Source organism: Rhodococcus sp. NPDC078407 (assembly GCF_044542515.1).
Classification (GTDB): Bacteria; Actinomycetota; Actinomycetes; order Mycobacteriales; family Mycobacteriaceae; genus Rhodococcoides.
In genome coordinates this window covers 335737-357236 of the sequence record NZ_JBITUQ010000001.1, presented here as the reverse complement: position 1 = coordinate 357236, position 21500 = coordinate 335737, and the positions used below count along the sequence as shown (strand labels likewise).

General features: G+C 64.9%; 18 protein-coding genes. 17 read left to right on the top strand and 1 reads right to left on the bottom strand.

Annotated elements, in window-relative coordinates:
- The first annotated feature begins 46 nt into the window (after positions 1–46).
- The 9 genes from ACIGGF_RS01675 to ACIGGF_RS01635 all read left to right on the top strand — a co-directional run bounded on the left by ACIGGF_RS01675 (position 47) and on the right by ACIGGF_RS01635 (position 12846).
- Positions 47–1312 (top strand): aspartate aminotransferase family protein, encoded by a 1266-nt coding sequence (locus ACIGGF_RS01675; protein ID WP_397519699.1) that lies wholly within the window; start codon positions 47–49, stop codon positions 1310–1312.
- Entirely contained in the window at positions 1309–4221 is a 2913-nt protein-coding gene (locus tag ACIGGF_RS01670; RefSeq protein WP_397519698.1) for an FAD-binding and (Fe-S)-binding domain-containing protein, read from the top strand. The genes ACIGGF_RS01675 and ACIGGF_RS01670 overlap by 4 nt, the downstream gene beginning before the upstream one ends.
- Complete coding sequence (locus ACIGGF_RS01665) at positions 4218–5693, top strand: NAD-dependent succinate-semialdehyde dehydrogenase (RefSeq protein WP_397519697.1); 1476 nt, start codon at positions 4218–4220, stop codon at positions 5691–5693. Before ACIGGF_RS01670 ends, ACIGGF_RS01665 begins: the two co-directional genes overlap by 4 nt.
- 15 nt (positions 5694–5708) lie before the next feature.
- Entirely contained in the window at positions 5709–6422 is a 714-nt protein-coding gene (locus ACIGGF_RS01660) for a GntR family transcriptional regulator (protein WP_397519696.1), read from the top strand.
- A gap of 223 nt (positions 6423–6645) precedes the next feature.
- The gene (locus ACIGGF_RS01655) at positions 6646–7824 is read left to right on the top strand and encodes a M24 family metallopeptidase (RefSeq protein WP_397519847.1); all 1179 of its coding nucleotides are present in this window, start codon (positions 6646–6648) and stop codon (positions 7822–7824) included.
- A 2-nt stretch (positions 7825–7826) separates the two neighbouring features.
- A complete protein-coding gene (locus tag ACIGGF_RS01650) occupies positions 7827–9086 on the top strand; it encodes a PLP-dependent aminotransferase family protein (protein WP_397519695.1) in 1260 nt (419 codons plus the stop codon).
- Positions 9083–10345, top strand: a complete 1263-nt coding sequence (locus tag ACIGGF_RS01645) for a M20 family metallopeptidase (RefSeq protein ID WP_397519694.1) — start codon at positions 9083–9085, stop codon at positions 10343–10345. The genes ACIGGF_RS01650 and ACIGGF_RS01645 overlap by 4 nt, the downstream gene beginning before the upstream one ends.
- 114 nt (positions 10346–10459) lie before the next feature.
- On the top strand, positions 10460–11887 hold the full coding sequence (locus ACIGGF_RS01640; protein WP_397519693.1) for an MFS transporter: 1428 nt from the start codon (positions 10460–10462) through the stop codon (positions 11885–11887).
- Positions 11888–11889: 2 nt separating this feature from the next.
- A complete protein-coding gene (locus tag ACIGGF_RS01635; protein WP_397519692.1) occupies positions 11890–12846 on the top strand; it encodes a D-2-hydroxyacid dehydrogenase in 957 nt (318 codons plus the stop codon).
- Between the two features lie 52 nt (positions 12847–12898).
- Here the strand turns inward: ACIGGF_RS01635 and ACIGGF_RS01630 are convergent, their stop codons facing one another.
- Positions 12899–14011 (bottom strand): NADH:flavin oxidoreductase/NADH oxidase, encoded by a 1113-nt coding sequence (locus tag ACIGGF_RS01630; RefSeq protein WP_397519691.1) that lies wholly within the window; start codon positions 14009–14011, stop codon positions 12899–12901.
- Between the two features lie 114 nt (positions 14012–14125).
- Here ACIGGF_RS01630 and ACIGGF_RS01625 point away from each other — a divergent pair, with 114 nt between their 5' ends.
- The 8 genes from ACIGGF_RS01625 to ACIGGF_RS01590 all read left to right on the top strand — a co-directional run bounded on the left by ACIGGF_RS01625 (position 14126) and on the right by ACIGGF_RS01590 (position 21208).
- Entirely contained in the window at positions 14126–15406 is a 1281-nt protein-coding gene (locus ACIGGF_RS01625; RefSeq protein ID WP_397519690.1) for a glutamate-5-semialdehyde dehydrogenase, read from the top strand.
- 44 nt (positions 15407–15450) lie between these two features.
- Positions 15451–16332, top strand: a complete 882-nt coding sequence (locus ACIGGF_RS01620; protein ID WP_397519689.1) for an AAA family ATPase — start codon at positions 15451–15453, stop codon at positions 16330–16332.
- Between the two features lies 1 nt (position 16333).
- On the top strand, positions 16334–17749 hold the full coding sequence (locus ACIGGF_RS01615) for a VWA domain-containing protein (protein WP_397519688.1): 1416 nt from the start codon (positions 16334–16336) through the stop codon (positions 17747–17749).
- Between the two features lie 107 nt (positions 17750–17856).
- On the top strand, positions 17857–18570 hold the full coding sequence (gene nadD / locus ACIGGF_RS01610) for a nicotinate-nucleotide adenylyltransferase (RefSeq protein ID WP_397519846.1): 714 nt from the start codon (positions 17857–17859) through the stop codon (positions 18568–18570).
- Positions 18567–18956, top strand: coding sequence for a ribosome silencing factor (gene rsfS, locus ACIGGF_RS01605; RefSeq protein WP_397519687.1), 390 nt, complete (start codon positions 18567–18569; stop codon positions 18954–18956). Before nadD ends, rsfS begins: the two co-directional genes overlap by 4 nt.
- Positions 18953–19606, top strand: coding sequence for a histidine phosphatase family protein (locus tag ACIGGF_RS01600; protein ID WP_397519686.1), 654 nt, complete (start codon positions 18953–18955; stop codon positions 19604–19606). Before rsfS ends, ACIGGF_RS01600 begins: the two co-directional genes overlap by 4 nt.
- Positions 19593–20363 (top strand): diglucosylglycerate octanoyltransferase, encoded by a 771-nt coding sequence (octT, locus tag ACIGGF_RS01595; RefSeq protein WP_397519685.1) that lies wholly within the window; start codon positions 19593–19595, stop codon positions 20361–20363. Before ACIGGF_RS01600 ends, octT begins: the two co-directional genes overlap by 14 nt.
- Positions 20360–21208: a DegV family protein gene (locus tag ACIGGF_RS01590; protein WP_397519684.1), complete on the top strand. Its 849-nt coding sequence runs from the start codon at positions 20360–20362 to the stop codon at positions 21206–21208. The genes octT and ACIGGF_RS01590 overlap by 4 nt, the downstream gene beginning before the upstream one ends.
- Positions 21209–21500: the final 292 nt, after the last annotated feature.

The window sequence follows — 21500 nt, the reverse complement described above, 5'->3', positions numbered from 1 at the left end:
TTGCAGATTGTTGACAATCAGAATTCGGTGAGTGACGATGGCTGGCATGACAGCGTCGACTCGCACCCAGCTCAGCCCGGCACTCAAGCAGGCGACCCCGATCGTCGTCGATCACGGAAAGGGCAGTTGGATCATCGGCACGGACGGGCGCAAGTACCTCGACTTCACCACCGGTATCGGCGTCACCAGCACCGGGCACTGCCACCCCCGCGTGGTCGAGGCCGCCCGTGAGCAGGTGGGCAAGATCATTCACGCGCAGTACACGACCGTCATGCATCAGCCACTGCTGGCGCTGACCGACAAGCTCGGCGAGGTACTACCTGCCGGTCTCGACAGCGTCTTCTACGCGAACTCCGGTTCCGAGGCCGTGGAGGCATCGATTCGGTTGGCGCGCATGGCGACCGGACGGCCCAACATCATCGCGTTCCACGGGGGATTCCACGGACGCACGGTGGCGGCGGCGTCGCTGACCACCGCGGGCACCAAGTTTCGTTCCGGATTCTCGCCGATCATGGGCGGCGTGCACATCGCGCCGTTCCCGTACGCCTTCCGGTACGGCTGGGACATGGACACCGCAGTCGCGTTCGCGCTCAAGGAACTCGACTACCTGCTGATGACGATGTCCAGCCCTTCCGATACCGCTGCGTTCATCATCGAACCGGTGCTCGGTGACGGTGGCTATCTGCCGACGCCTCCGGCGTTCCTCGAAGGGCTTCGCGAACGTGCGGACACCCACGGCATCGTCCTCATCGTCGACGAGGTGCAAGCAGGCGTCGGACGCACCGGAAAGTTCTGGGGGCACCAACACTCCTCGATCACGCCGGATGTCGTCATCACTGCGAAGGGACTCGCCAGCGGATTTCCCATCTCGGCTATCGCCGCATCGACCGAGCTGATGAGCAAGGCATGGCCAGGATCGCAGGGCGGCACGTACGGCGGCAATGCCGTCGCCGCTGCGGCGGGTGTCGCGACGCTCGACGTGGTGCGTGAGGAAGGGCTGGTCGCCAACGCAGCTACCCAGGGCGACGTGCTGCTGGACGGTTTGCTGGCACTGAAGTCCGAGCACTCTGCCATCGGCGATGCACGTGGACTGGGCTTGATGCAGGCACTCGAATTCGTCGACAGCGCAGGTAGTCCCGATGTGGCGGCCGCCCTGCGCGTGCAACAGGGTGCGATCGACGAGGGGTTGTTGCTGCTCACCTGCGGCGCGCTCGGCAACGTGGTCCGGATCATTCCGGCACTGATCGTGAGCGACGACGAGATGCGGCAGGGCCTGGACGCGTTGTCGCGCACGCTGAAGAACGTGCTGTGACAACTGCGTCCGTTCGGTCCCCGGTGCCCGCACTCGTTCAGCGAGTGCGGGAACTGGGAATCGACATCGACGACTCGTCGCGGCGGCTCGCCGAGTACTCCTACGACGCCTCCAATTACCGCATCCCGCCTGCTGCCGTCGTGTTTCCTCGCAGTGCCGACGACGTGTCCACTGTGGTGTCGCTGTGCGCTGGTGCAGGAATCGCTGTCGTGGGCCGCGGCGGCGGAACGTCCATGGCAGGCAACGCGATCGGCCGCGGCATCGTGCTCGATTTTTCCCGTCACATGAACCGCGTCATCTCCGTCGACACCGACTCTCGGACTGCTGTGGTGGAACCGGGCATCGTGATCTCGGAGTTGCAGCGTGAGCTGGTGGCGCGCACCGCTGGGGCATTCACGTTCGCACCCGACCCGTCCAGCAAGACACGCGCGACGGTCGGCGGGGCTGTCGGCAACGACGCGTGCGGCAACCACTCGGTCCGCTACGGTCGAACATCGGACCACACGGTGGCCATGGACGTCGTGACCGCCGACGGGCACCTACTTCGAGTGACCCGTACCGGTGTGCGGGCAGTGCACTCGCAGGATGTGGCGGCAACCGAAGAGGCCGAACGTATCTCGCGTGAGCTGCACTCGCTGGCGGCCGACCACCTCGCGCTCTTCAGAATCGAGCTGGGCCGTATTCCGCGTCAGGTGTCCGGATTTCACCTGTCTCATCTGTTGCCCGAGAACGGATTCGACGTTGCTCGTGCACTTGTCGGAAGCGAGGGCACGTGCGCGGTGATCGTCTCGGTCACCGTTGCCGTCGTGCCCGTACCGCCGGCTGCGCTGTTGCTCTGTCTCGGCTACGAGGACGTGGTTGCTGCGGCCGCCGACGTGATGGCGATTCTCGAGTTCTCGCCGGCCGCGGTGGAAGGGATCGACAACAACATCGTAGAGACGATGGAGTACCGGCGCGGACCGGACTCCGTTCGCTCGTTGCCCGCGGGAAACGCCTGGCTCTACGTCGATCTCGACGGAGCCGATACCGCCGAGGTGGAGAACAAGGCCGCCCGTCTGCTCGAGGCGCTCGGTCTCCTCGGCCGTGTCAAGGAAGGTCGCATCGTCACCGACCCGGCCGATCGAGCGGCACTGTGGCGGGTACGCGAGGACGGAGCGGGCCTGGCCACGCGATTGGCGAGCGGAGTCGAGTCCTGGGGTGGATGGGAGGACGCGGCCGTTGCACCGGAGAACCTGTCCGCCTACCTCGCCGACCTCAATGTGCTTCTGGCCGAACACAATTTGACCGGCGTGATGTACGGGCACTTCGGTGCCGGCTGCATGCATGTGCGCATCACGTTCGATCAGCGCACCGACGCCGGTCGCCGGGTGATGTACGACTTCCTGCGCGCCGCCGCGCGGGTGGTCGTCGAGCACGGCGGAAGCCTGTCGGGCGAGCACGGCGACGGCAGGGCTCGTTCGGAACTGCTGCCGGTGATGTACTCACCCCGCATGCTCGACGCGTTCGCGCGGTTCAAGCGCATCTGGGATACTCGCGAGATTCTGAACCCGGGGTCGATCATTGATCCGGAACCCATGATGGACAACCTCATGCTGCAGGGCATTCCGCAGCGGGAATGGAAGACGAGCTTCGATCTGCACCAGATCGGAACGCGGGCAGATCTGGATCCGTTCGTGCACGCAACCCAGTCGTGTGTCGGAGTGGGCAAGTGTCGCACCACCTCCGGTGGCGTCATGTGTCCCAGCTTCCGCGCCACCGGCGATGAAAAGGATTCGACGCGGGGCCGCGCGCGAGTGCTGCAGGAGATGGTGCGCAGTTCGCCGACCGTGGCCGACGGGTGGGCCTCGAAAGATGTCGCCGAATCGCTCGACCTGTGTCTGTCCTGCAAGGCCTGTTCGTCGGATTGTCCTGTCGGCGTGGACATGGCGACGTACAAGTCGGAGTTTCTCGATCATCACTATGCGGGTCGGCTGCGGCCGTTCTCGCACTATTCGTTGGGCTGGTTGCCTCGCTGGCTGAAGGTGACGCAGCGAACGGCACCGCTGCTCAACCGTCTGCTCACTCCGCGCATCGCGGCACTGGCGGCTCGGCTCGGCGGATTGACCACCGAGCGGGCCTTGCCGCGTTTCGCATCGGCGAAGGAATTGGCACACGAAATACGGATCGGCGGCGGCCGCGAAGCCGACGTGGTGTTGGTCGTCGACACGTTCACGCAAGGCTTCCGCCCCGAGGTCGCGGGCGCGGCGCAGCGCGTGCTCGAGGATTCCGGGCGCAGCACCGAATGCCGCACCGACGTGTGCTGTGGTCTGACCTGGATCTCGACGGGCCAGCTGACGGCCGCTCGTAAGCACCTCGCGAAAGCCGTTGCAGCACTGGACGACGGCACCGACCGACCCATCGTCGTGACCGAACCGAGCTGCGCGGCGGCGTTCCGCAAGGACATGCCGGAGCTGGTTCCCACTGCGGCTGCGAGACGGGTCGCAGCGCGGGTACAGAGTTTCGCGGGCGCGGTGATCGATCAGGCCGCCGCCGGGTGGGTGCCCTCGGCCGAGGTTCCCGGTTCGGTGACGGTACAGACCCACTGCCACGAATACGCGGTGTTCGGCAACGCCACCCAGCGCGCGGCACTGGCGGCCGTCGGTATCGACACGGTACGGGAGGCCACCGGATGTTGCGGGGTCGCTGGAAACTTCGGCTTTGAGTCTCGGCACTACGAGCTCAGCATGGCCGTCGCCGAGCAGGCCCTGGCCCCGGCCGTTCGTGCCGCCGAGCCCGAAACCCCGATTCTGACCGACGGATTCTCCTGCCACATGCAGGTGCGTCAACTCACCGGTGACCTGACGAGCGATGCGTCGTCACACCTGGCGCAGATACTCGATCCACGTTCGACGAAAGGACCGCGGCCATGACCGCCAGTACGACCACCGGCCTCACCCGCCCCAGCATCACGGGTCCCACCGAGCTGTTCATCGGGGGTGCGTGGACTGCCGCAGCGTCCGAAGCCCGTTTCGATGTCGTCGATCCCGCCAGCGGTGAGGTCATCGCCAGGGTCGCCGACGGCAGCATCGACGATGCCGAGAAAGCTATGGCCGCAGCGGTCGACGCCGCCGCCGATTGGGCGGCGACGCCGCCCCGTGCACGAAGCGAAATCCTCCGCACAGCATACGAATTGATCATGGCGAGGCAAGAGGAGCTCGCAGCGATCATCACCGCGGAGATGGGAAAGCCGTTGGCCGATGCTCGTGGTGAGGTGGCGTACGGTGCCGAGTTCTTTCGCTGGTTCTCCGAGGAGGCGGTGCGCATCTCGGGCGATCACACCCTCACCGGAGACGGGAAGAACCGCATCGTGGTCACCCGCGCACCGGTGGGACCGTGCATTCTGGTCACTCCGTGGAACTTCCCGCTGGCCATGGGAACTCGCAAGATCGGCCCGGCGTTGGCGGCAGGGTGCACCGTGGTGTTCAAGCCGGCCGAGCAGACGCCGCTGACAGCACTGGCTCTGGCCGAAATCCTGCACGATGCCGGTGTGCCGGCGGGAGTGGTCAATGTCGTGACCACCACCGACGCGTCGGGTGTCGTGGGCTCGTGGATGAGCAGCGGCGATGCCCGCAAGATCAGCTTCACCGGATCGACTGCGGTGGGCAAGATTCTGCTCGAGCAAGCTGCATCGACAGTGATGCGCACCTCGATGGAGCTCGGCGGTAACGCGCCCTTCATCGTCATGGACGACGCAGATCTCGCCCGCGCCGTGGACGGTGCGATGGTCGCCAAGATGCGCAACATGGGTGAGGCCTGCACCGCTGCCAACCGGTTCTTCGTACACCGCAGTGTCACAGCGCAGTTCGCGGACACACTCGCCGAGCGCATGGGTGCGTTGTCGGTGGGGGCCGGTAGTGCGCACGGCACCGAGGTGGGTCCGTTGATCGACAATGCTGGCCGCAGCAAGGTACAGACACTCGTCGACGACGCCCTCGGACGCGGCGCACGGGCGATCGTCGGGGGAGTGGCCCCGGACGGACCCGGCTACTTCTACCCGCCGACGGTCCTCACCGACGTCGATGCGGCGTCGAACCTGATGTCACAGGAAATTTTCGGACCGGTGGCAGCGATCGTCCCGTTCGACACCGAGGACGAGGTGATCGCGCTGGCGAACGACACCGAATGGGGGCTGGTCGGGTACGTCTTCACCCAGGACATCGACCGGGCCCTGCGGATGGGGGAGCGCCTCGAGGTGGGCATGGTCGGCCTCAACACGGGTCTGGTGTCGAATCCGGCTGCCCCGTTCGGTGGCGTCAAACAGTCCGGACTCGGCCGAGAGGGCGGAAAAGTCGGAATAGACGAGTTTCTGGAGTACAAATACTTCGCCATTCCCCGAGGCTGAGAGAGGTTTTCGATCATGCCCAGTTCGAGACGACTGACGCCCATCGACGCACGCAACACGTCGATGGTCATTGCCGACCAGATTCGTGATCGCATCATCGATGGTTCCTATTCACCGGGGGAGCAGATCAACGAGGCCAACGTGGCCGCAGAACTGGAGATTTCGCGGGGACCGGTGCGTGAGGCGCTGCAGCGACTGAATCAGGAGGGTCTGCTCGTCAGCTTTCGCAACCGGGGCGTGTTCGTCGTAGAGCTGAGCAGTGACGACGTCACCGAGATCTACGAGTCTCGTGCGGCGATCGAGGTCGGTGCTGCGTGGACATTGGTGCACGGTGATCGCGGCCGGTTGATCACCGCTGCCGACGAGCTCAACGCCATCGTGATGCAGATGCAGCCGTTCATCGACAGAGCGGACTGGCGAGGTCTGGCCGAACGAGATCTCGCGTTTCACACAGCCCTGGTCGCGGCGACGCGCAACAGCCGGATGTCGCGTATGTACGCCACGCTCGCCGCAGAGGCGCGCATCTGCATGGCCAACCTCGAAACTGCGTACTACCGGCCCGAAGCTCTGGTGGAAGAGCACCAACTCATTGTCGATCTCTTGCTCGGAGACGATTGGGACGCGTTGGAAAGGGGCGTGCACGAGCACATGGACACCGCTATCCACGACTTGACCCGGGCGATGGTGGAGGAACAGACAGAGCACTCTGCTCTGGCCAGTCCGGGGTAAATCGGTTGGCGCGCAACACAGCATTTACATCTCGACCCTTGTGTACCTCTCGCGTCAGCGCATAACCTGATTGTCAACAATCTACTAAATGGACCCATCGAAGGGGGTGCCCGTGAACGACTCATCCGACTCCGCCTACGTCACCGCAATCGGACCCGAAGACACCGCAGGACGGGCTGCTCCCGGCCTCGCTCGGTACCCCGATGTACCGAACAGCACGCCGATCACGTTCACCGACGAGGAATACGCCGGCCGGCTTGCTGCCGTCCGAGAGCGAATGATGTCGCAGCACCTCACGGCGCTCATCGTCACCGATCCTGCCAACCTCTACTACCTGCTCGGATACAACGCGCTCTCGTTCTACACCCCGCAGATGCTGTACGTACCCCTCGAGGGCGAGATGTACTTCTTCGCCCGCGAGATGGACGCCAACGGCGCGTTTCGTACCTCGTGGCTGCCGCAGGATCGGACGTTCGGCTACCCCGAAACGTTCGTGCAGCGCAGTGACACTCACCCGTTCGTCTGGGTTGCCGCGAAGCTACGGGAATTGGGGCTGGTGAACAACTTCGAGCACGGCCAGGTCGGTCTCGAGATGGATTCGTACTACTTCAGCCCCAAAGCGTTCGAGGCGCTGGTGAAGTCGTTGCCCGAATACCGATTCACCGACTCCTACGAGCTCGTCAACTGGGTACGTGTGGTGAAGTCGCCCGCGGAGATCGCCCTGATGCGCGGTGCTGCGAAGGTCTGCGAGTCGGCGATGTCGGCTGCGTACCAGTCGATCTCGGTCGGTGAACGACAGTGCGACGCGGCCGCGGCCATCATGAACGCCCAGGTGCGCGGCACCGAGGAGTTCGGCGGCGACCATCCGGCCATCGTGCCGATGCTGCCCACCGGTGCCGGAGCCGACACCCCCCATCTGACCTGGTCGCATCAACCGTTCGTGCGGGGCGAGACGACCGTGGTCGAACTGGCCGGTGTGTTCCGGCGGTACCACATTCCGATGGCACGCACGATCGTGCTCGGAAAGCCCAGTCCACGTTTGGATTACCTCGCCAAATCCACCGGAGAAGCATTGAACGACGTGCTGGAGACCGTGCGGGCCGGCGTCACCGCTACCGACCTGGCACAGGTATGGAATACCAGCCTGGCCAAGCACGGTCTACACAAGCCGTCGCGTATCGGCTACTCGATCGGAATCGCCTACGCACCCGACTGGGGCGAGCGCACCGTGAGCCTGCGCACCGACGACGAGACGGTGCTCGCCGAGAACATGACCTTCCACATCATCGGCGGAATGTGGATGGACGACTACGGATATGAGGTGTCCGAGGCCGTTCGCGTCACCGAAACCGGCCTCGAAACCTTCACCGCATACCCCCGAGAACTACTGACGAAGGAGTGAGCATGACCGCATCAACTCGAGGTCGTTCCGCAGGCTCCACTCTCGGCATTCCGTGGGCCCTGCGCACCGACAAACTCGTCGGGTCGGTGATCGATTCCTCGACGTCGCTGCTCGCCGCGCAGAAACACGACATCGTGCGCTTTGCGATGGGATCTCCTGCCGCCGAAACGGTTCCGGCCGCTGCATTCACCGAGATCGCCGGCACCGTACTCACCGCCGACGCGTTCGATTACGGTGCCACCGAGGGAGACCCGGGCTTGCTCGACGCATTGCTCTCCTATCTTGCGTCCGTGGGCGAGCCCACGACCGAGGAGCGCGTGGTGATCACCTCCGGTGGCATGCAGGGTCTCGACATCGCTTGCAAGCTGTTCATCGATCCAGGCGACCTGGTGATCGTCGAAAGTCCCACATACACAAACGGAACCGCCACCGTACTGAGCTACGGTGGCGACATTCTCGAGGCACCGATGGACAGTGACGGCCTCATCGTCGAGGCGTTGCCCGAGCTCGTCGAGCGCGCGGGCCGGCTGCCGAAGATGATCTATGTCATCCCCAACTTCCAGAATCCCTCGGGGGTCACCCTGTCGCTCGAGCGTCGTCAGCTGCTCATCGAGCTCGCACACCGCTGGGGCTCGGTGATACTCGACGACGATCCGTACGGCCTGCTCCGCTTCTCGGGTGATCCAATTCCCAGCTTCGGAACGCTCAGCCCGAACGACCCGTTGATCTTCTCGGTGCGTACTTTCTCGAAGATGATCGCCCCCGGCCTGCGAGTGGGATGGGTCGACGCCGCGCCCGAGGCGCGGCAGTTGATCGTCAACGCCAAACAAGCCATGGACACGTGCACCAACCTGCCCGGGCAGCGCATGGTGGCCGAGTACATCCGGCGCGGCCTGCTCGACGAGCACCTTCGATCGTTGGCCTCGGTGTACCTGCCCCGCAAGGTCGCGATGCAGAACAGTATCGCCGAGCACTTCGGTGATTCGATGTCGACGACGGACCCCGAGGGAGGGTTCTTTCTCTGGGCGACGTTGCGCGGCAACGACGTCGACTTCTCGACGCAGGACCTGTTCGAGACTGCGTTGGCCGAGGGAGTTGCCTACATACCGGGGCCGGCGTTGTCGGTGGGTGGGAAGTTCCACGACTCCTTGCGGCTGTGCTTCGCCTCGTCCACGCCCGAACGCATCGACGAGGGAATCAGAAGGCTCGCGGCGGCGGTGGAGAAGTCCAAGCACCTGCTCGCCTCAGATCCCACCCGATGAGCGTTTCGAGAATCGAACGGGCCCTTCTCGATTCGATCGACGAGGCAGAAATTCTCTCTCTGACAGCAGCTTTGATCGACGCCGGCGGTGAGAACCCCGGGGATGTCGAGGAGAAGACGGCGAAGGTCCTTGCCGAACACTGCCGCGCATCGGGATTCGACGTTCGGACGGTCGAGGTGGCCCCGGGTCGGCCGAACGTCATCGTGTCCATCGGATCCGACGACCGGCCCGGAATCCTGTTCGTCGGGCATTCCGATGTGGTGCCCGCGGGAACCGGTTGGACCACCCATCCCTTCTCGGCCGTTGTTCGAGACGGACGAATTTTCGGTCGCGGCGCGTGCGACATGAAGGGCGGCCTCGCCGCTGTCGTCGCCGCGATGACCGCGGTGCAGCGAGCCGGGCTCGCCGACGAGTATCCGATGACGTTGGCGTGTCTGGTCGACGAGGAAGACACCGGTCTCGGCATCAGAGCATTCGTCGCCGAGCCGGAGCACCGCAACTACAGCCGCTGCGTGGTGGCCGAGCCGACGGATCTGGTCACCATCTTCGGGTGCCGAGGTGCGGCGAATCTGGAGATCGAGGTGCACGGCCGATCGGCACATGCCGGACAACCTCGCAATGGAGCCAACGCCATCTCCGCTGCCGCGCGCATCATCGCACTCATCGAGAACTCGCAGATCGAACTGGACGCCGATCCCGACCCCGACCTGGGTCCGGCCACCTGGAATGTGGGCACGATATCGGGCGGTACGGGAACATCGATGGTCGCCGATCACTGCGTACTCACCGTCGACCGTCGGCTGCTGCCGGGCGAGAGTGCTGCCAGTGTGGTCGACAACTTGCGATCGCGCATCGAATCGGCCGGCATCACGGGTTCCGGCATCGATGTCCGCATCGGAATCGCGATGGAAATGCCGGGCTTTCTGACCAGCGTGAACGACGGATTGGTCACCACCGCAGTGCAATCGGTTCTCGACACCGTATCCAAACCGAACAGCCATTCCACAAGCTTCCATCCTGTGCCCGATGGTCATTCCGCAGGCTCCAATCCTGCACATTTGACTGACATCTGGACCGCATCGTGCGATGGTGGTTTCGTTGCACAACGAATGGGTATCGAAACCGTCGTGCTGGGTCCGGGGGAGATCGAAAGCCAAGCACATCGGCCGAACGAATCGGTGGCCGTTCAACAATTGACCGACAGCGCAAGGGCGTACACGTTGTTGGCCACCAGAATGGCTGCGCTACCAGGGCTTTAGCGTTGTCTCAGGGGGTGGGCCGAACCGAATGTTCTGCACCGTCGTAGTGTCGAACGCTGCGAAGTACCACACCGACGCTCCACTTCGTCCTCGAAAGCGAGAGGTATTTCGACCGTGACCGAAACATCAGGGTCGGCAGCATCGCCGACCGGATATCCCCCGAGCACCGACACATTGAGCCCGGACGAGACCAAGATTCTGCATCGCGCGATCGGCGGATCCGCACTGGGCAACGCAGTCGAGTGGTTCGATTACGCGGTGTACGGCTATCTGGCCGTGTACATCGCCGCCAATTTCTTTCCGTCCGACGACGGGGGAGCGAGTTTGCTCTCCACCTTTGCCGTGCTGGCCGCGTCGTTCATCATCCGTCCCATCGGCGGCATCGTGCTCGGCCCACTCGGCGACCGCATCGGACGTCAGAAGGTTCTCGTTCTGACCGTCACGATGATGACGTTGGCCACGGCGACGATCGGTGTGCTGCCGACATTCGACACCATCGGCATCGCCGCACCGTTGTTGCTGCTCGTCTGCCGATTGGTGCAGGGCTTCTCCACCGGTGGTGAATACGGCGGGGCAGCGGTGTTCATGGCCGAGTACGCGCCCGACAAGCGCCGCGGATTCTTCGGGTCGTTCCTCGAATTCGGAACTCTCGCAGGAACCGTGGGAGGTGCCACGTTGTGCACCTTGCTCAACGTCGCGCTCGGCGACGAGACCATGGAGTCGTGGGGCTGGCGAATTCCGTTCCTGGTGACGCTCCCGCTGGGCATCGTCGCGCTGTGGCTGCGGACTCGTCTCGAGGATTCTCCGGTGTTCGCCGAGGCCAAGGAAGACGGCGGCACCGTCGAGGAGGGCGCAGGTGGAGCAATGGCTTCGCTCAAGACCACCATGACGTATTGGCAGCGCATCCTCATCCTGATGGGGTTTGTGCTGCTCCTGAATATCGCGTACTACACGGTGCTGACGTTCTTGCCCTCGTATCTCAGCGACACACTGGGGCACAGCACCACGCAGTCGAACTTCACACTCGTGGCGATCATGATCGTCATGATGGCGATCATCAATCCGATCGGTGCGCTGTCCGATCGGGTCGGGCGAAAGCCGTTGTTGTTGACGGCCTGCGTCGGATACTTCGTGTTCAGCGTGCCGTTGTTCCTGCTGATCATCAACGCCGGATTGATCGGCCAGACGATCGGATTGCTCGGCCTCGGACTGCTGCTGGTCATCATGACCTCGTGCGTCTCGTCGACGTTGCCTGCGCTGTTTCCGACGCAGGTGCGGTACGGAGCGTTCGCCATCGGGTACAACGTCTCCACGGCTCTCTTCGGCGGCACGGCTCCGCTCATCCTCACCTTCCTGATCGAACGAACAGGCTCCAATCTGATCCCGGGTTGGTACATGATGATCGCCGCGGCCATCGCGTTCGTACCGATCATGTTGATGCCCGAGACTGCCGGGCGTTCGATGCGCGGGACCCAGTGCCCCGGTGACAACGACGACGAAGTGGCTGCCTCCGGCGTCGAACTCGTCGGCTACAAGAAATAGCTGTGGCACCGGTTCTGGTCGTGCTGCACGCAGGCGACCTTCCCGATGGACTCGATTCCATCGCGGAGGTCGCCGACGTCCGCTACGCCACGGCCGACACGCTCGAGGATGCGGTGGACGGTGCCGATGCACTGTTGCTGTGGGACTTCTTCTCGCCTGCAGTCGAATCGGCGTGGCCGCGCTGTGGTTCGCTGAAGTGGATCCACATCGCCGCTGCCGGCGTCGACTCGTTGATGTTCGACGAACTGGTCGAATCCGATGTGGTGGTGACCAACTCGCGGGGAGTGTTCGACCGCCCGATCGCAGAATTCGTCCTCGGGCAAATCCTGGCGTTCGCCAAGGACTCCGAACGTTCACGCGCACTGCAGCAATCGAAGGTGTGGCAACACCGCGAGACCGAACGCATCGACGGTGCCCACGCGATGGTCGTGGGCACCGGAGCGATCGGACGTGCGATCGCGACTCTGCTGAGCGCGGTGGGCATGTCGGTCTCGGGTGTGGGTCGAACGGCACGGCAGGGCGACGGAGACTTCGGCACCGTTCATGCCAGTGCCGATCTGGCATCCGTTGTCGCGCAGGCCGACTACCTCGTTCTTGTTGCCCCGCTGACCGATTCGACGAGGGGGATGGTCGACGAGTCGGTGCTCGCCGCGATGAAGCCCGGTTCACGCATCCTGAACGTGGGCCGCGGGGAGTTGCTCGACACCGACGCCCTACTGGCTCACCTGGCGACCGGGCACCTCGCCGGTGCCGCACTCGATGTGTTCGAGACCGAGCCGCTCTCGGCCGACCATCCGTTGTGGACGGCCGAGAACGTGATCGTCACACCGCACATGAGCGGCGATGCCTCGGGGTGGAAACAGCGTCTCGCAGAGTTGTTCGTGGACAACGCATTGCGGCATTTCCGAGGCGAGCCACTGCGTAACGTCGTGGACAAGAAACTCGGTTTCGTGGTCTGAACCCCTCGTCGTCCGAACCCCTCGTCGTCCGAACCCCTCGTGATCCGACGCCTCAGTAGGCCCGCTCGTACTGCGGTGTCACGGCCGGCAGCATTTCCACTCCGAGTTCCCGGGCGGCGCGCCGTGGCCAGTACGGGTCACGAAGGAGTTCGCGCGCCAGCAGGACGGCCGTCGCCTCACCGAGCGAGACGATCTCCTCCGCCTGCTTGGGCTCGGTGATCATGCCGACCGCGGCGGCGGGCATGGTGGTCTCGTTCTGGATGCGCCGTGCGAACGGAACCTGGTAGCCGGGACCGACCGGAATGTGGGCCCTGACATTGCCTCCGGTCGAGGTGTCGACCAGATCCACCCCGTGCTCGGTGAGAAGCTGCGACAGCGCGACAGTTTGATCGGCGGTCCAACTCGTAGCCTCTGCTGCTACTCCGGGGTCGCTTGCTTCGTCCAGCCAGTCCGTCGCCGACAGGCGCACGAACACCGGCAGCTCGGCCGGCCACACCTCACGGACCGCGTCGACCACTTCGATCAGCAGCCGGGTGCGGCCCGCGAAATCGCCGCCGTAGGCGTCGGTCCGGGTATTGCTCGCCGGCGAGAGGAACTGGTGCAGCAAGTATCCGTGCGCACCGTGAATCTCGGCGACCTGGAACCCGGCGTTCAGTGCACGCTGAGCGGCCGTCCGGAAGTCGTCGACGATCTTCGCGATGTCGTCGGCGGTTGCCTCGCGCGGCGTTGCGTAGTCACCGAAGGCGATCGCGCTGGGGCCGACGGTCTCCCAGCTCCGAGGGTCCTCGGCCGGCAAGGATTTTCCACCGCGCCAGGGAGCAGCGGTCGATGCCTTGCGCCCCGCGTGAGCCAGCTGGATGCCCGGGATCGTTCCGAAGGAGGAGATTTCGGCGACGATCGTGGCCAATGCGTCGGCCTGGGTGTCGTTCCAGATCCCGAGGTCAGACGGACTGATGCGGCCCTCCGGACTGACCGCAGTGGCTTCGGTGATGATGAGACCGGCTCCGCCGATCGCACGGCTCACCAGGTGCGTGCGGTGCCAGTCGCGCGCGACGCCGACATCGTCGCCCGCCTCGTCGGCCGAGTACTGGCACATCGGGGCCATCCATACCCGGTTCGGGAAGGTGACGTTGCGCAGGGTCAGGGGCTCGAACAGCGCACTCACAAGTGGTTCCTCCGGTTCTGGCGGCAGCGCCGACGTTCCGTCGGCGATCTTCACGCTGTGCTGCAACGACGCGGCAATGCAGCTTCATTCCCGGTCCCTATTAGTGTGTAGTTCATGACAGCTTCCGTCTCCGCCGAACCGGTGACCACGACTGCCGACGAGCGAGAGAACGTGCACGCCGCCGCGCGCCGAGCGCGCACCGCATCACGCGCGCTGGCTCTGCTGACGACCGCAGAGAAGGACGATCTGCTGCATGCCGCGGCAGACGCCGTCGTCGCTGCGGCGGAGTCGGTACTCGCCGCGAATGCAGTCGACATCGAGACTGCTCGCGCTGCCGGTACCGACGAGGGCCTGCTGGACCGTCTGCGGCTGACCGAGTCGCGCATCGACGGCATTGCGGCGGGGCTTCGGCAGGTGGCCGGGTTGCCCGATCCGATCGGCGAGGTCGTCCGCGGTTCGACGCTCCCCAACGGGCTCGAGATTCGTCAGCTACGGGTTCCACTCGGCGTGGTGGGCATGGTCTACGAGGCACGCCCCAACGTCACCGTCGACGCGTTCGGACTTGCGTTCAAGTCCGGCAATGCGGTTCTGCTGCGAGGGTCCTCGTCTGCCGCACAATCCAATGCTGCCCTCGTCGATGCCCTGCAGGCGGCGTTGCGCAGCCGTGGCCTGCCCGAATCCGCAGTGCAGCTGCTCGGTAGTAAAGACCGTGCGACGGTCACCCACCTGATCCAGGCGCGCGGTCTGGTGGATGTGGTGATCCCCCGGGGCGGCGCGGGATTGATCGCTGCCGTCGTTCGCGATGCCACGGTCCCGACCATCGAGACCGGCGTCGGGAACTGTCACGTGTACATCCACTCCTCGGCCGATCCGGGCTCGGCCGAGAAGATCGTGCTCAACGCCAAGACCCGTCGCGTCAGTGTCTGCAACGCCGCCGAAACCGTGTTGGTCGACGCGGCGATCGCCGAGACCATGGTTCCGCGTCTGCTGCAGGCCTTTCGGACCCACAGTGTGACGGTCCACGGTGACCTGCCTGGGCTGGTTCCGGCTCACGACGGGGACTGGTCGCAGGAGTACCTCTCGCTCGATATCGCTCTGAAGGTCGTGGGCGGTCTCGACGAGGCAATCGAGCACATCGACCGGTACGGAACCGGGCACACCGAGGCGATCGTCGCGTCCGATATCGGTGCCGCGCGCGCGTTCACCCAACGGGTCGACGCGGCCGCCGTGATGGTCAATGCCTCCACCGCGTTCACCGACGGCGAGCAGTTCGGCTTCGGCGCCGAGATCGGCATCTCCACCCAGAAGCTGCACGCCCGCGGACCCATGGGGTTGCCCGAACTGACCTCGACCAAGTGGACCGTCTGGGGCGACGGGCACGTACGAGATGCGTGACGCCCATCCCGAACCGGCCAGACCAGATCATCAGGAGTTGTGACGTGGATCGTGCCCTACCGACGACACCCCCGCTGTTCGCCAGTGTGAACGACGTCCTCGAGCGTCTGGCAGCGACCGGCTATCTGGCCGACAAGGCCACGGCCACCTCGGTCTTTCTCGCCGACCGCCTCGGTAAGCCGCTACTCATCGAGGGACCGGCGGGCGTGGGCAAGACCGAACTCGCGCGAGCCGTGGCTCAGACGACGGGTGCCGAGCTGGTGCGGCTGCAGTGCTACGAGGGCGTCGACGAGGCCCGCGCGTTGTACGAGTGGAATCACGCCAAACAGATTCTGCGCATCCAGTCGGGAACCAGTGCCGATTGGGATTCGACCAAGCTGGACGTCTTCTCCGAGGAGTTCCTGCTGGCACGGCCCCTGCTGCAGGCCATTCGGCGTACCGACCCCACCGTGCTGCTCATCGACGAGACCGACAAGGCCGACGTCGAGATCGAGGGTTTGCTGCTCGAGGTACTCAGCGATTTCGCGATCACCATCCCCGAGCTCGGCACGATCACCGCGGAGCGCACCCCGTTCGTGGTGCTGACCTCCAACGCCACTCGCGAACTCTCGGAGGCCCTCAAGCGTCGGTGCCTCTTCCTGCATCTCGATTTCCCCGATGCGGACCTCGAGCGCCGGATTCTCGCCAGCCGGGTTCCCGAACTACCCGAAGCAATTGCCGAGCAGATGATCAAGACCGTCCGCGTGCTTCGGGCTATGCAGCTCAAGAAGCTGCCCTCTGTCGCAGAGACCATCGACTGGGGGCGCACGCTGTTGGCGCTGGGCATGGACACCCTCGACGACGACGCGGTCCGGTCGACGCTGGGAGTGGTACTCAAGCATCAGTCCGATCAGGTGCGCGCGGCCGCCGAACTGCGGCTGAACTGACATGCTGGCCCCGCACGGAGTTCCCGGCCACCTCGTCGGTTTCGTCGACGCGCTGCGTCGTCGCGGAATTTCGGTGGGGCCCTCGGAGACCGTCGATGCCGGTCGCGTCCTGTCGGCCCTGGATCTACTCGACCGAGAAGCAGTGCGGGAGGGACTGGCCTGCTCGTTGTTGCGTCGACCGACGCACCGAGGGGTGTTCGATGCCTTGTTCGATCTGTGGTTTCCGGTGGCGTCGGGTACGAGGGACTCGGGGCAGATCGACACTGCGCTGCCGCGCACCGAGTCCGGAGACGTCGACATCGATGCGCTGCGGGAGTTGTTGGTCGATCTGCTCTCGGACGATTCGGCCGAGGCCGCGGAGTTGACCCAGATGCTGGCGGCGCAGATGGTCGAGGAACTCGGCCAGTACAAGTCCTCCAACGGGCCGTCGTTCTCGGCATATCAGGCCCTGCGCGACGTTGCGCCCGACACGTTGCTACGCAAGATCCTCGACGGATTACTCGGCCGCGCCGACGACGCGCCGGACCGTCCTACCGACGACTACGAATCCGAAGTCGCCAAACGCACCGCAGCGCAACGCATCGCAGATCTACGCAAGATGGTCGAGAGCGAGACGAGGCGACGGTCGGCGGAAAAACTGGGCCGCGAACGGGTTGCGAGCTACGGGGTGCCCAAGCTCGCCGAGGAGGTGGACTTCCTGCGGGCCTCCGATACGGAGATGGCGGCGCTGCGACGCAACGTCACGCCGCTGGCTCGGCTGCTCGCCTCACGACTTGCAGTGCGTCGCAGCAGAAGCAGGCACGGTTCGATCGATCTACGGCGCACCCTGCGCAAGTCGATGTCCACCGGCGGCATTCCGATAGATCTGGTGGAGCGCAAGCCGCGTCGAGCACGCCCCGAATTGGTTGTGCTGTGCGATGTTTCGGGCTCGGTCGCAGGCTTCAGTAACTTTACCTTGCTGCTGGTACACGCTTTGCGTGAGCAGTTCTCGCGGGTTCGGATCTTCGCTTTCATCGACTCCACCGACGAGGTGACGAGATTCTTCGACTCCGGATCCGACCTCGGTGCCGCGATGAGCCGGATCATCCGGGAGTCCGATCTGGTGACGTACGACGGGCACTCGGACTACGGGCACGCGCTGACGACCTTCGACGAGAAGTACGCCCACGCGGTCACCAGTCGCAGTTCGGTGCTGATTCTCGGTGACGCCCGCACCAATTACCGGGAGCCGAAGCTGCCGGCATTGGCGCACATCGTCTCGGTGGCCAAACACGCGTACTGGCTCAATCCCGAACCGAAATCGCAATGGGGCTCCGGTGACTCGGCAGCAAAGGTGTACGCCGACGTGATCGCCATGCACGAATGCCGATCCGCCCAGCAGCTGGCCACCGTGGTCTCGCGTCTGCTACCGGTGTGAGGGCTGTGACGCCCGGCAGTGCCGCGGCCGTAGAATTACCGCTCGTGCAGCATGAATCCGACCCCGGTGACGACACAGGGAAGCAGTCCGTTCGCCGTTTGGGCGTGATGGGCGGCACCTTCGACCCGATACACCACGGGCACCTGGTCGCTGCCAGCGAAGTGGCGAACAAGTTCGGGCTGGACGAGGTCATCTTCGTTCCCACCGGGACTCCGTGGCAGAAGGAGGGTAGGTCGGTCAGCCCGGCCGAGGACCGCTACCTGATGACGGTCGTCGCGACGGCGTCCAATCCTCGATTCTCCGTCAGCCGCGTGGACGTCGATCGGGAGAAGTCGACGTACACCGTCGACACCCTGCGCGATCTGCGGGCGCAACACCCCAACGCCGAGCTGTTCTTCATCACCGGAGCAGACGCCCTCGAGTCGATCCTGACGTGGCAGAACTGGGAGGAGCTGTTCGAGCTCGCCAAGTTCGTCGGGGTCACCCGTCCCGGGTTCGAGCTGGGCGTCGAACATCTGGCCAACCACCTCCGGTCGTTGCCGGCCGACACCCTCACATTGATGGAAATCCCGGCACTCGCGATATCGTCGACGGACTGCCGACTTCGGGCCGGTGAGAATCGGCCGGTGTGGTACCTCGTGCCGGACGGCGTCGTGCAATACATCTCGAAGAGAAATCTCTACAGACCACGAGGCGCTCAGCGCCTCGACGGATCCGTCACCATGTCGGAGCCGGCACCCCAGAAGAAGCAACCGGAAGGGCCGGTCACCAGCGCAATGACCGCGAACCCGAACCATACGAGTGGGAGTACACCCAAGTGACTGCAACAGCCGAAGCCGCCGAGATGGCGCGTATCGCCGCGCTCGCAGCCGATGACAAACTGGCCGGCGATGTCGTGATTCTCGACGTCTCCGATCAGCTGTACATCACGGATTGCTTCGTGATCGCCTCTGCGCCCAACGAGCGTCAGGTCAACTCGATCGTGGACAACATCGAGGACCGACTTCGTGAGGCCGGACACAAGCCGGTCCGTCGCGAAGGCACCAAGGAAGGTCGTTGGGCGCTGTTGGACTACTCCGACATCGTCGTCCACGTCCAGCACAACGAAGAGCGCAACTTCTATGCCCTCGAGCGGTTGTGGAAGGACTGCCCGACCATCGAGGTCCCCGGTCTCGGCGAGCACCCGGCTCCGGAATCGGAGCAATGATCCGACGGCTCATCCTGCTTCGGCACGGTCAGACGGAATACAACGCCACCGACCGCATGCAGGGTCAGCTCGACACCGACCTGTCCGAGCTCGGCCGTACCCAGGCGAAGACGGCCGCTGCCGAGCTGGCGACGCGAGCTCCTCTTCGAATTGTCTCGTCCGACCTGCGGCGAGCCCTCGACACTGCCGTTGCATTGGGGGACGCCGCCGGCGTCTCGGTGACGCAGGACGAGCGCCTACGCGAAACCCATCTCGGTGAGTGGCAGGGTCTCACTCACACCGATGTCGACGACATCGCACCCGGTGCCCGGCCGGAGTGGCGAGCCGATGCCACGATCGCCCCACCCGGCGGGGAGAGTCGTATCGACGTCGCCCGCCGCAGTGTGCCCCTGGTCCGTGAACTTCTGAGCAGCGTCGACGAATGGGGAGCCGACGGCGACGATCGCCCATTGGTTCTGGTGGCGCACGGGGGCCTGATCGCTGCACTGACCGCGGCGTTGCTCGATCTGCCGACCGACCGTTGGCCGGTGCTCGGCGGACTGGCCAACACCAGCTGGGTGCAGCTCGCCGCACACGGGTCGGGCGTCGATCCGGCCTGGCGTCTGGACGTGTGGAACGCTTCGGCGCGAGTGGCCAGTGACGTCCTCTGACGAGGCGACGGTACGCCCCGCGCTGGTCGTGCTCGCGGACTCCCTGAGCTACTACGGCCCAGAGGGAGGCCTGCCGGTCGACGATCCGCGGCTCTGGCCCAATCTCGTTGCCGCCGAACTCGGTTGGACCGTAGAGCTGGTTGCGCGCATCGGCTGGACCAGTCGTGATGCCTGGTGGGCGTTGACTCAGGATCCGCGCGTGTGGGCAGCGATTCCCCGTGCCGGTGCTGTCGTGCTCGCCATCGGCGGGATGGATTCCCTCCCGTCGCCTCTGCCGACCGCGCTGCGGGAACAGATCCGGTACATCAGACCCCCGGCTCTCCGTCGGGTTGTTCGCGCGGGATATCAAGCGGTGCAACCGGTTCTGTCGCATCTGGGTTGGCCCGTCGCTTTGCCGCCCCGGCTCAGCGTCGACTACTTGGAACAGACACGCGCCGCCCTGGCCTACGTGCGTCCCGAACTGCCCGTCATCGGCACCTATCCGTCCGTGCATCGCTGTGATGCCTACGGCCGGGTGCATGCGGGCCGCGAGCCCGCCGTGCGGGCATTACGCGCGTGGAGTTCGGAGAAGAGCGTCCCGATGGTCGACCTGGCGGATGCGGTACGTCCGAACATCGAATCGGAGAATGCCAACCCCGACGGGATTCACTGGGGGTGGGACGCGCACGTTGCGGTGGCAGCGGCGATGCTCGAGGCACTGCGACCGGTGGTTGCCTCGGCGTCGACGGCAAAACGCGCACCGAAACCGACACCATGACCGTTGCTGTCGTCACCGACTCCTCGTCGTGTCTGCCTGTCGCGCTCGCACTCGAGCGCAACATCTCGGTGGTGCCGTTGCATGTGATGGTGGACGGAATCGACCACCGCGAGGGTGTGGACGAGATCCCCGAGCACGTGTCGTCGGGAACGTCGGTGACCACCGCCGGAGCGTCACCGGGTGAATTGATCGAGGTGTACGCCGCGGCCCTCGAACGCAGTCGAGGGGACGGCGTGGTGGCCCTGCACATCTCCCGAGGACTGTCGAGCACCTGGGAAGCAGCACGCCAGGCGGCCGACGAGGTGGGCCCTTCCGTTCGAGTGGTCGATTCCGGTTCTGCCGGAATGGGATTGGGCTTTGCCGTCCTGTCGGCCGCCGATTCGGCGGACGGCGGAGCGGACCTGGACGCGGTGTACCGCCAGGCCGTCGCAGCGTCGACGACCTCGAAGTGCTTCATCGTCGTCGATCGCCTCGACCATCTGCGACGCGGAGGGCGAATCGGCACCGCAGCTGCCCTGCTCGGCACGGCCCTGGCCATGAAGCCGGTGTTGCACATCAGCGGCGGCGCACTCGTGTTGCGGGAGAAGACGCGGACCTCGTCGAAGGCGCTGAACAAGCTGGTCGACGCGGCAGTCGTCGCCACATCCGAGGTCGGTGACGATTCGGGTGTTGCGCTCGCGGTGCACCACATGCAGTGTCCCGAGCGGGGCGACAACGTAGCGGCAATGCTGACCTCCAGGATTGCCGGCTTCACCAGCATCGACGTGTATCCCTTCGGTGCCGTGCTCGGTGCGCATGTCGGCCCCGGCGCTGTCGGCGTCGTCGTGGCACCGGGCCGCGGATGATGGCGGGTATTGCACCGCTCATCCACAGGTTTCGAGTTGTGCACAGGGCAAACGGTGACCAGCGTTCGCTTGCTCAGCGATCCGGCTGGGAGCACTAGCGTCCTGGTGCATGGGCGGTGACGACGATCGGGCGCACACGGTGGCGCGACTCGAGGCTGTGCGCCGACAACCCGATTCTGTACGCCCGGAACCGATATCCGACCGTGAAGGCACAGTGGAGGCACCCCGTTCCGAGGTGACCGCGCGAGAACCGGATTGGCTTGTGTCGGTTTCGCCGCGACTCGGATCTCCG

Excerpts from the sequence above, each read along its gene's own strand:
- ACIGGF_RS01675 (WP_397519699.1), top strand. The coding sequence starts at position 47 with ATGACAGCGTCGACTCGCACCCAGCTCAGCCCGGCACTCAAGCAGGCG.
- ACIGGF_RS01665 (WP_397519697.1), top strand. The coding sequence starts at position 4,218 with ATGACCGCCAGTACGACCACCGGCCTCACCCGCCCCAGCATCACGGGT.
- ACIGGF_RS01660 (WP_397519696.1), top strand. The coding sequence starts at position 5,709 with ATGCCCAGTTCGAGACGACTGACGCCCATCGACGCACGCAACACGTCG.
- ACIGGF_RS01650 (WP_397519695.1), top strand. The coding sequence starts at position 7,827 with ATGACCGCATCAACTCGAGGTCGTTCCGCAGGCTCCACTCTCGGCATT.
- ACIGGF_RS01645 (WP_397519694.1), top strand. The coding sequence starts at position 9,083 with ATGAGCGTTTCGAGAATCGAACGGGCCCTTCTCGATTCGATCGACGAG.
- ACIGGF_RS01625 (WP_397519690.1), top strand. The coding sequence starts at position 14,126 with ATGACAGCTTCCGTCTCCGCCGAACCGGTGACCACGACTGCCGACGAG.
- ACIGGF_RS01615 (WP_397519688.1), top strand. The coding sequence starts at position 16,334 with ATGCTGGCCCCGCACGGAGTTCCCGGCCACCTCGTCGGTTTCGTCGAC.
- nadD (WP_397519846.1), top strand. The coding sequence starts at position 17,857 with ATGGGCGGCACCTTCGACCCGATACACCACGGGCACCTGGTCGCTGCC.
- ACIGGF_RS01600 (WP_397519686.1), top strand. The coding sequence starts at position 18,953 with ATGATCCGACGGCTCATCCTGCTTCGGCACGGTCAGACGGAATACAAC.
- ACIGGF_RS01590 (WP_397519684.1), top strand. The coding sequence starts at position 20,360 with ATGACCGTTGCTGTCGTCACCGACTCCTCGTCGTGTCTGCCTGTCGCG.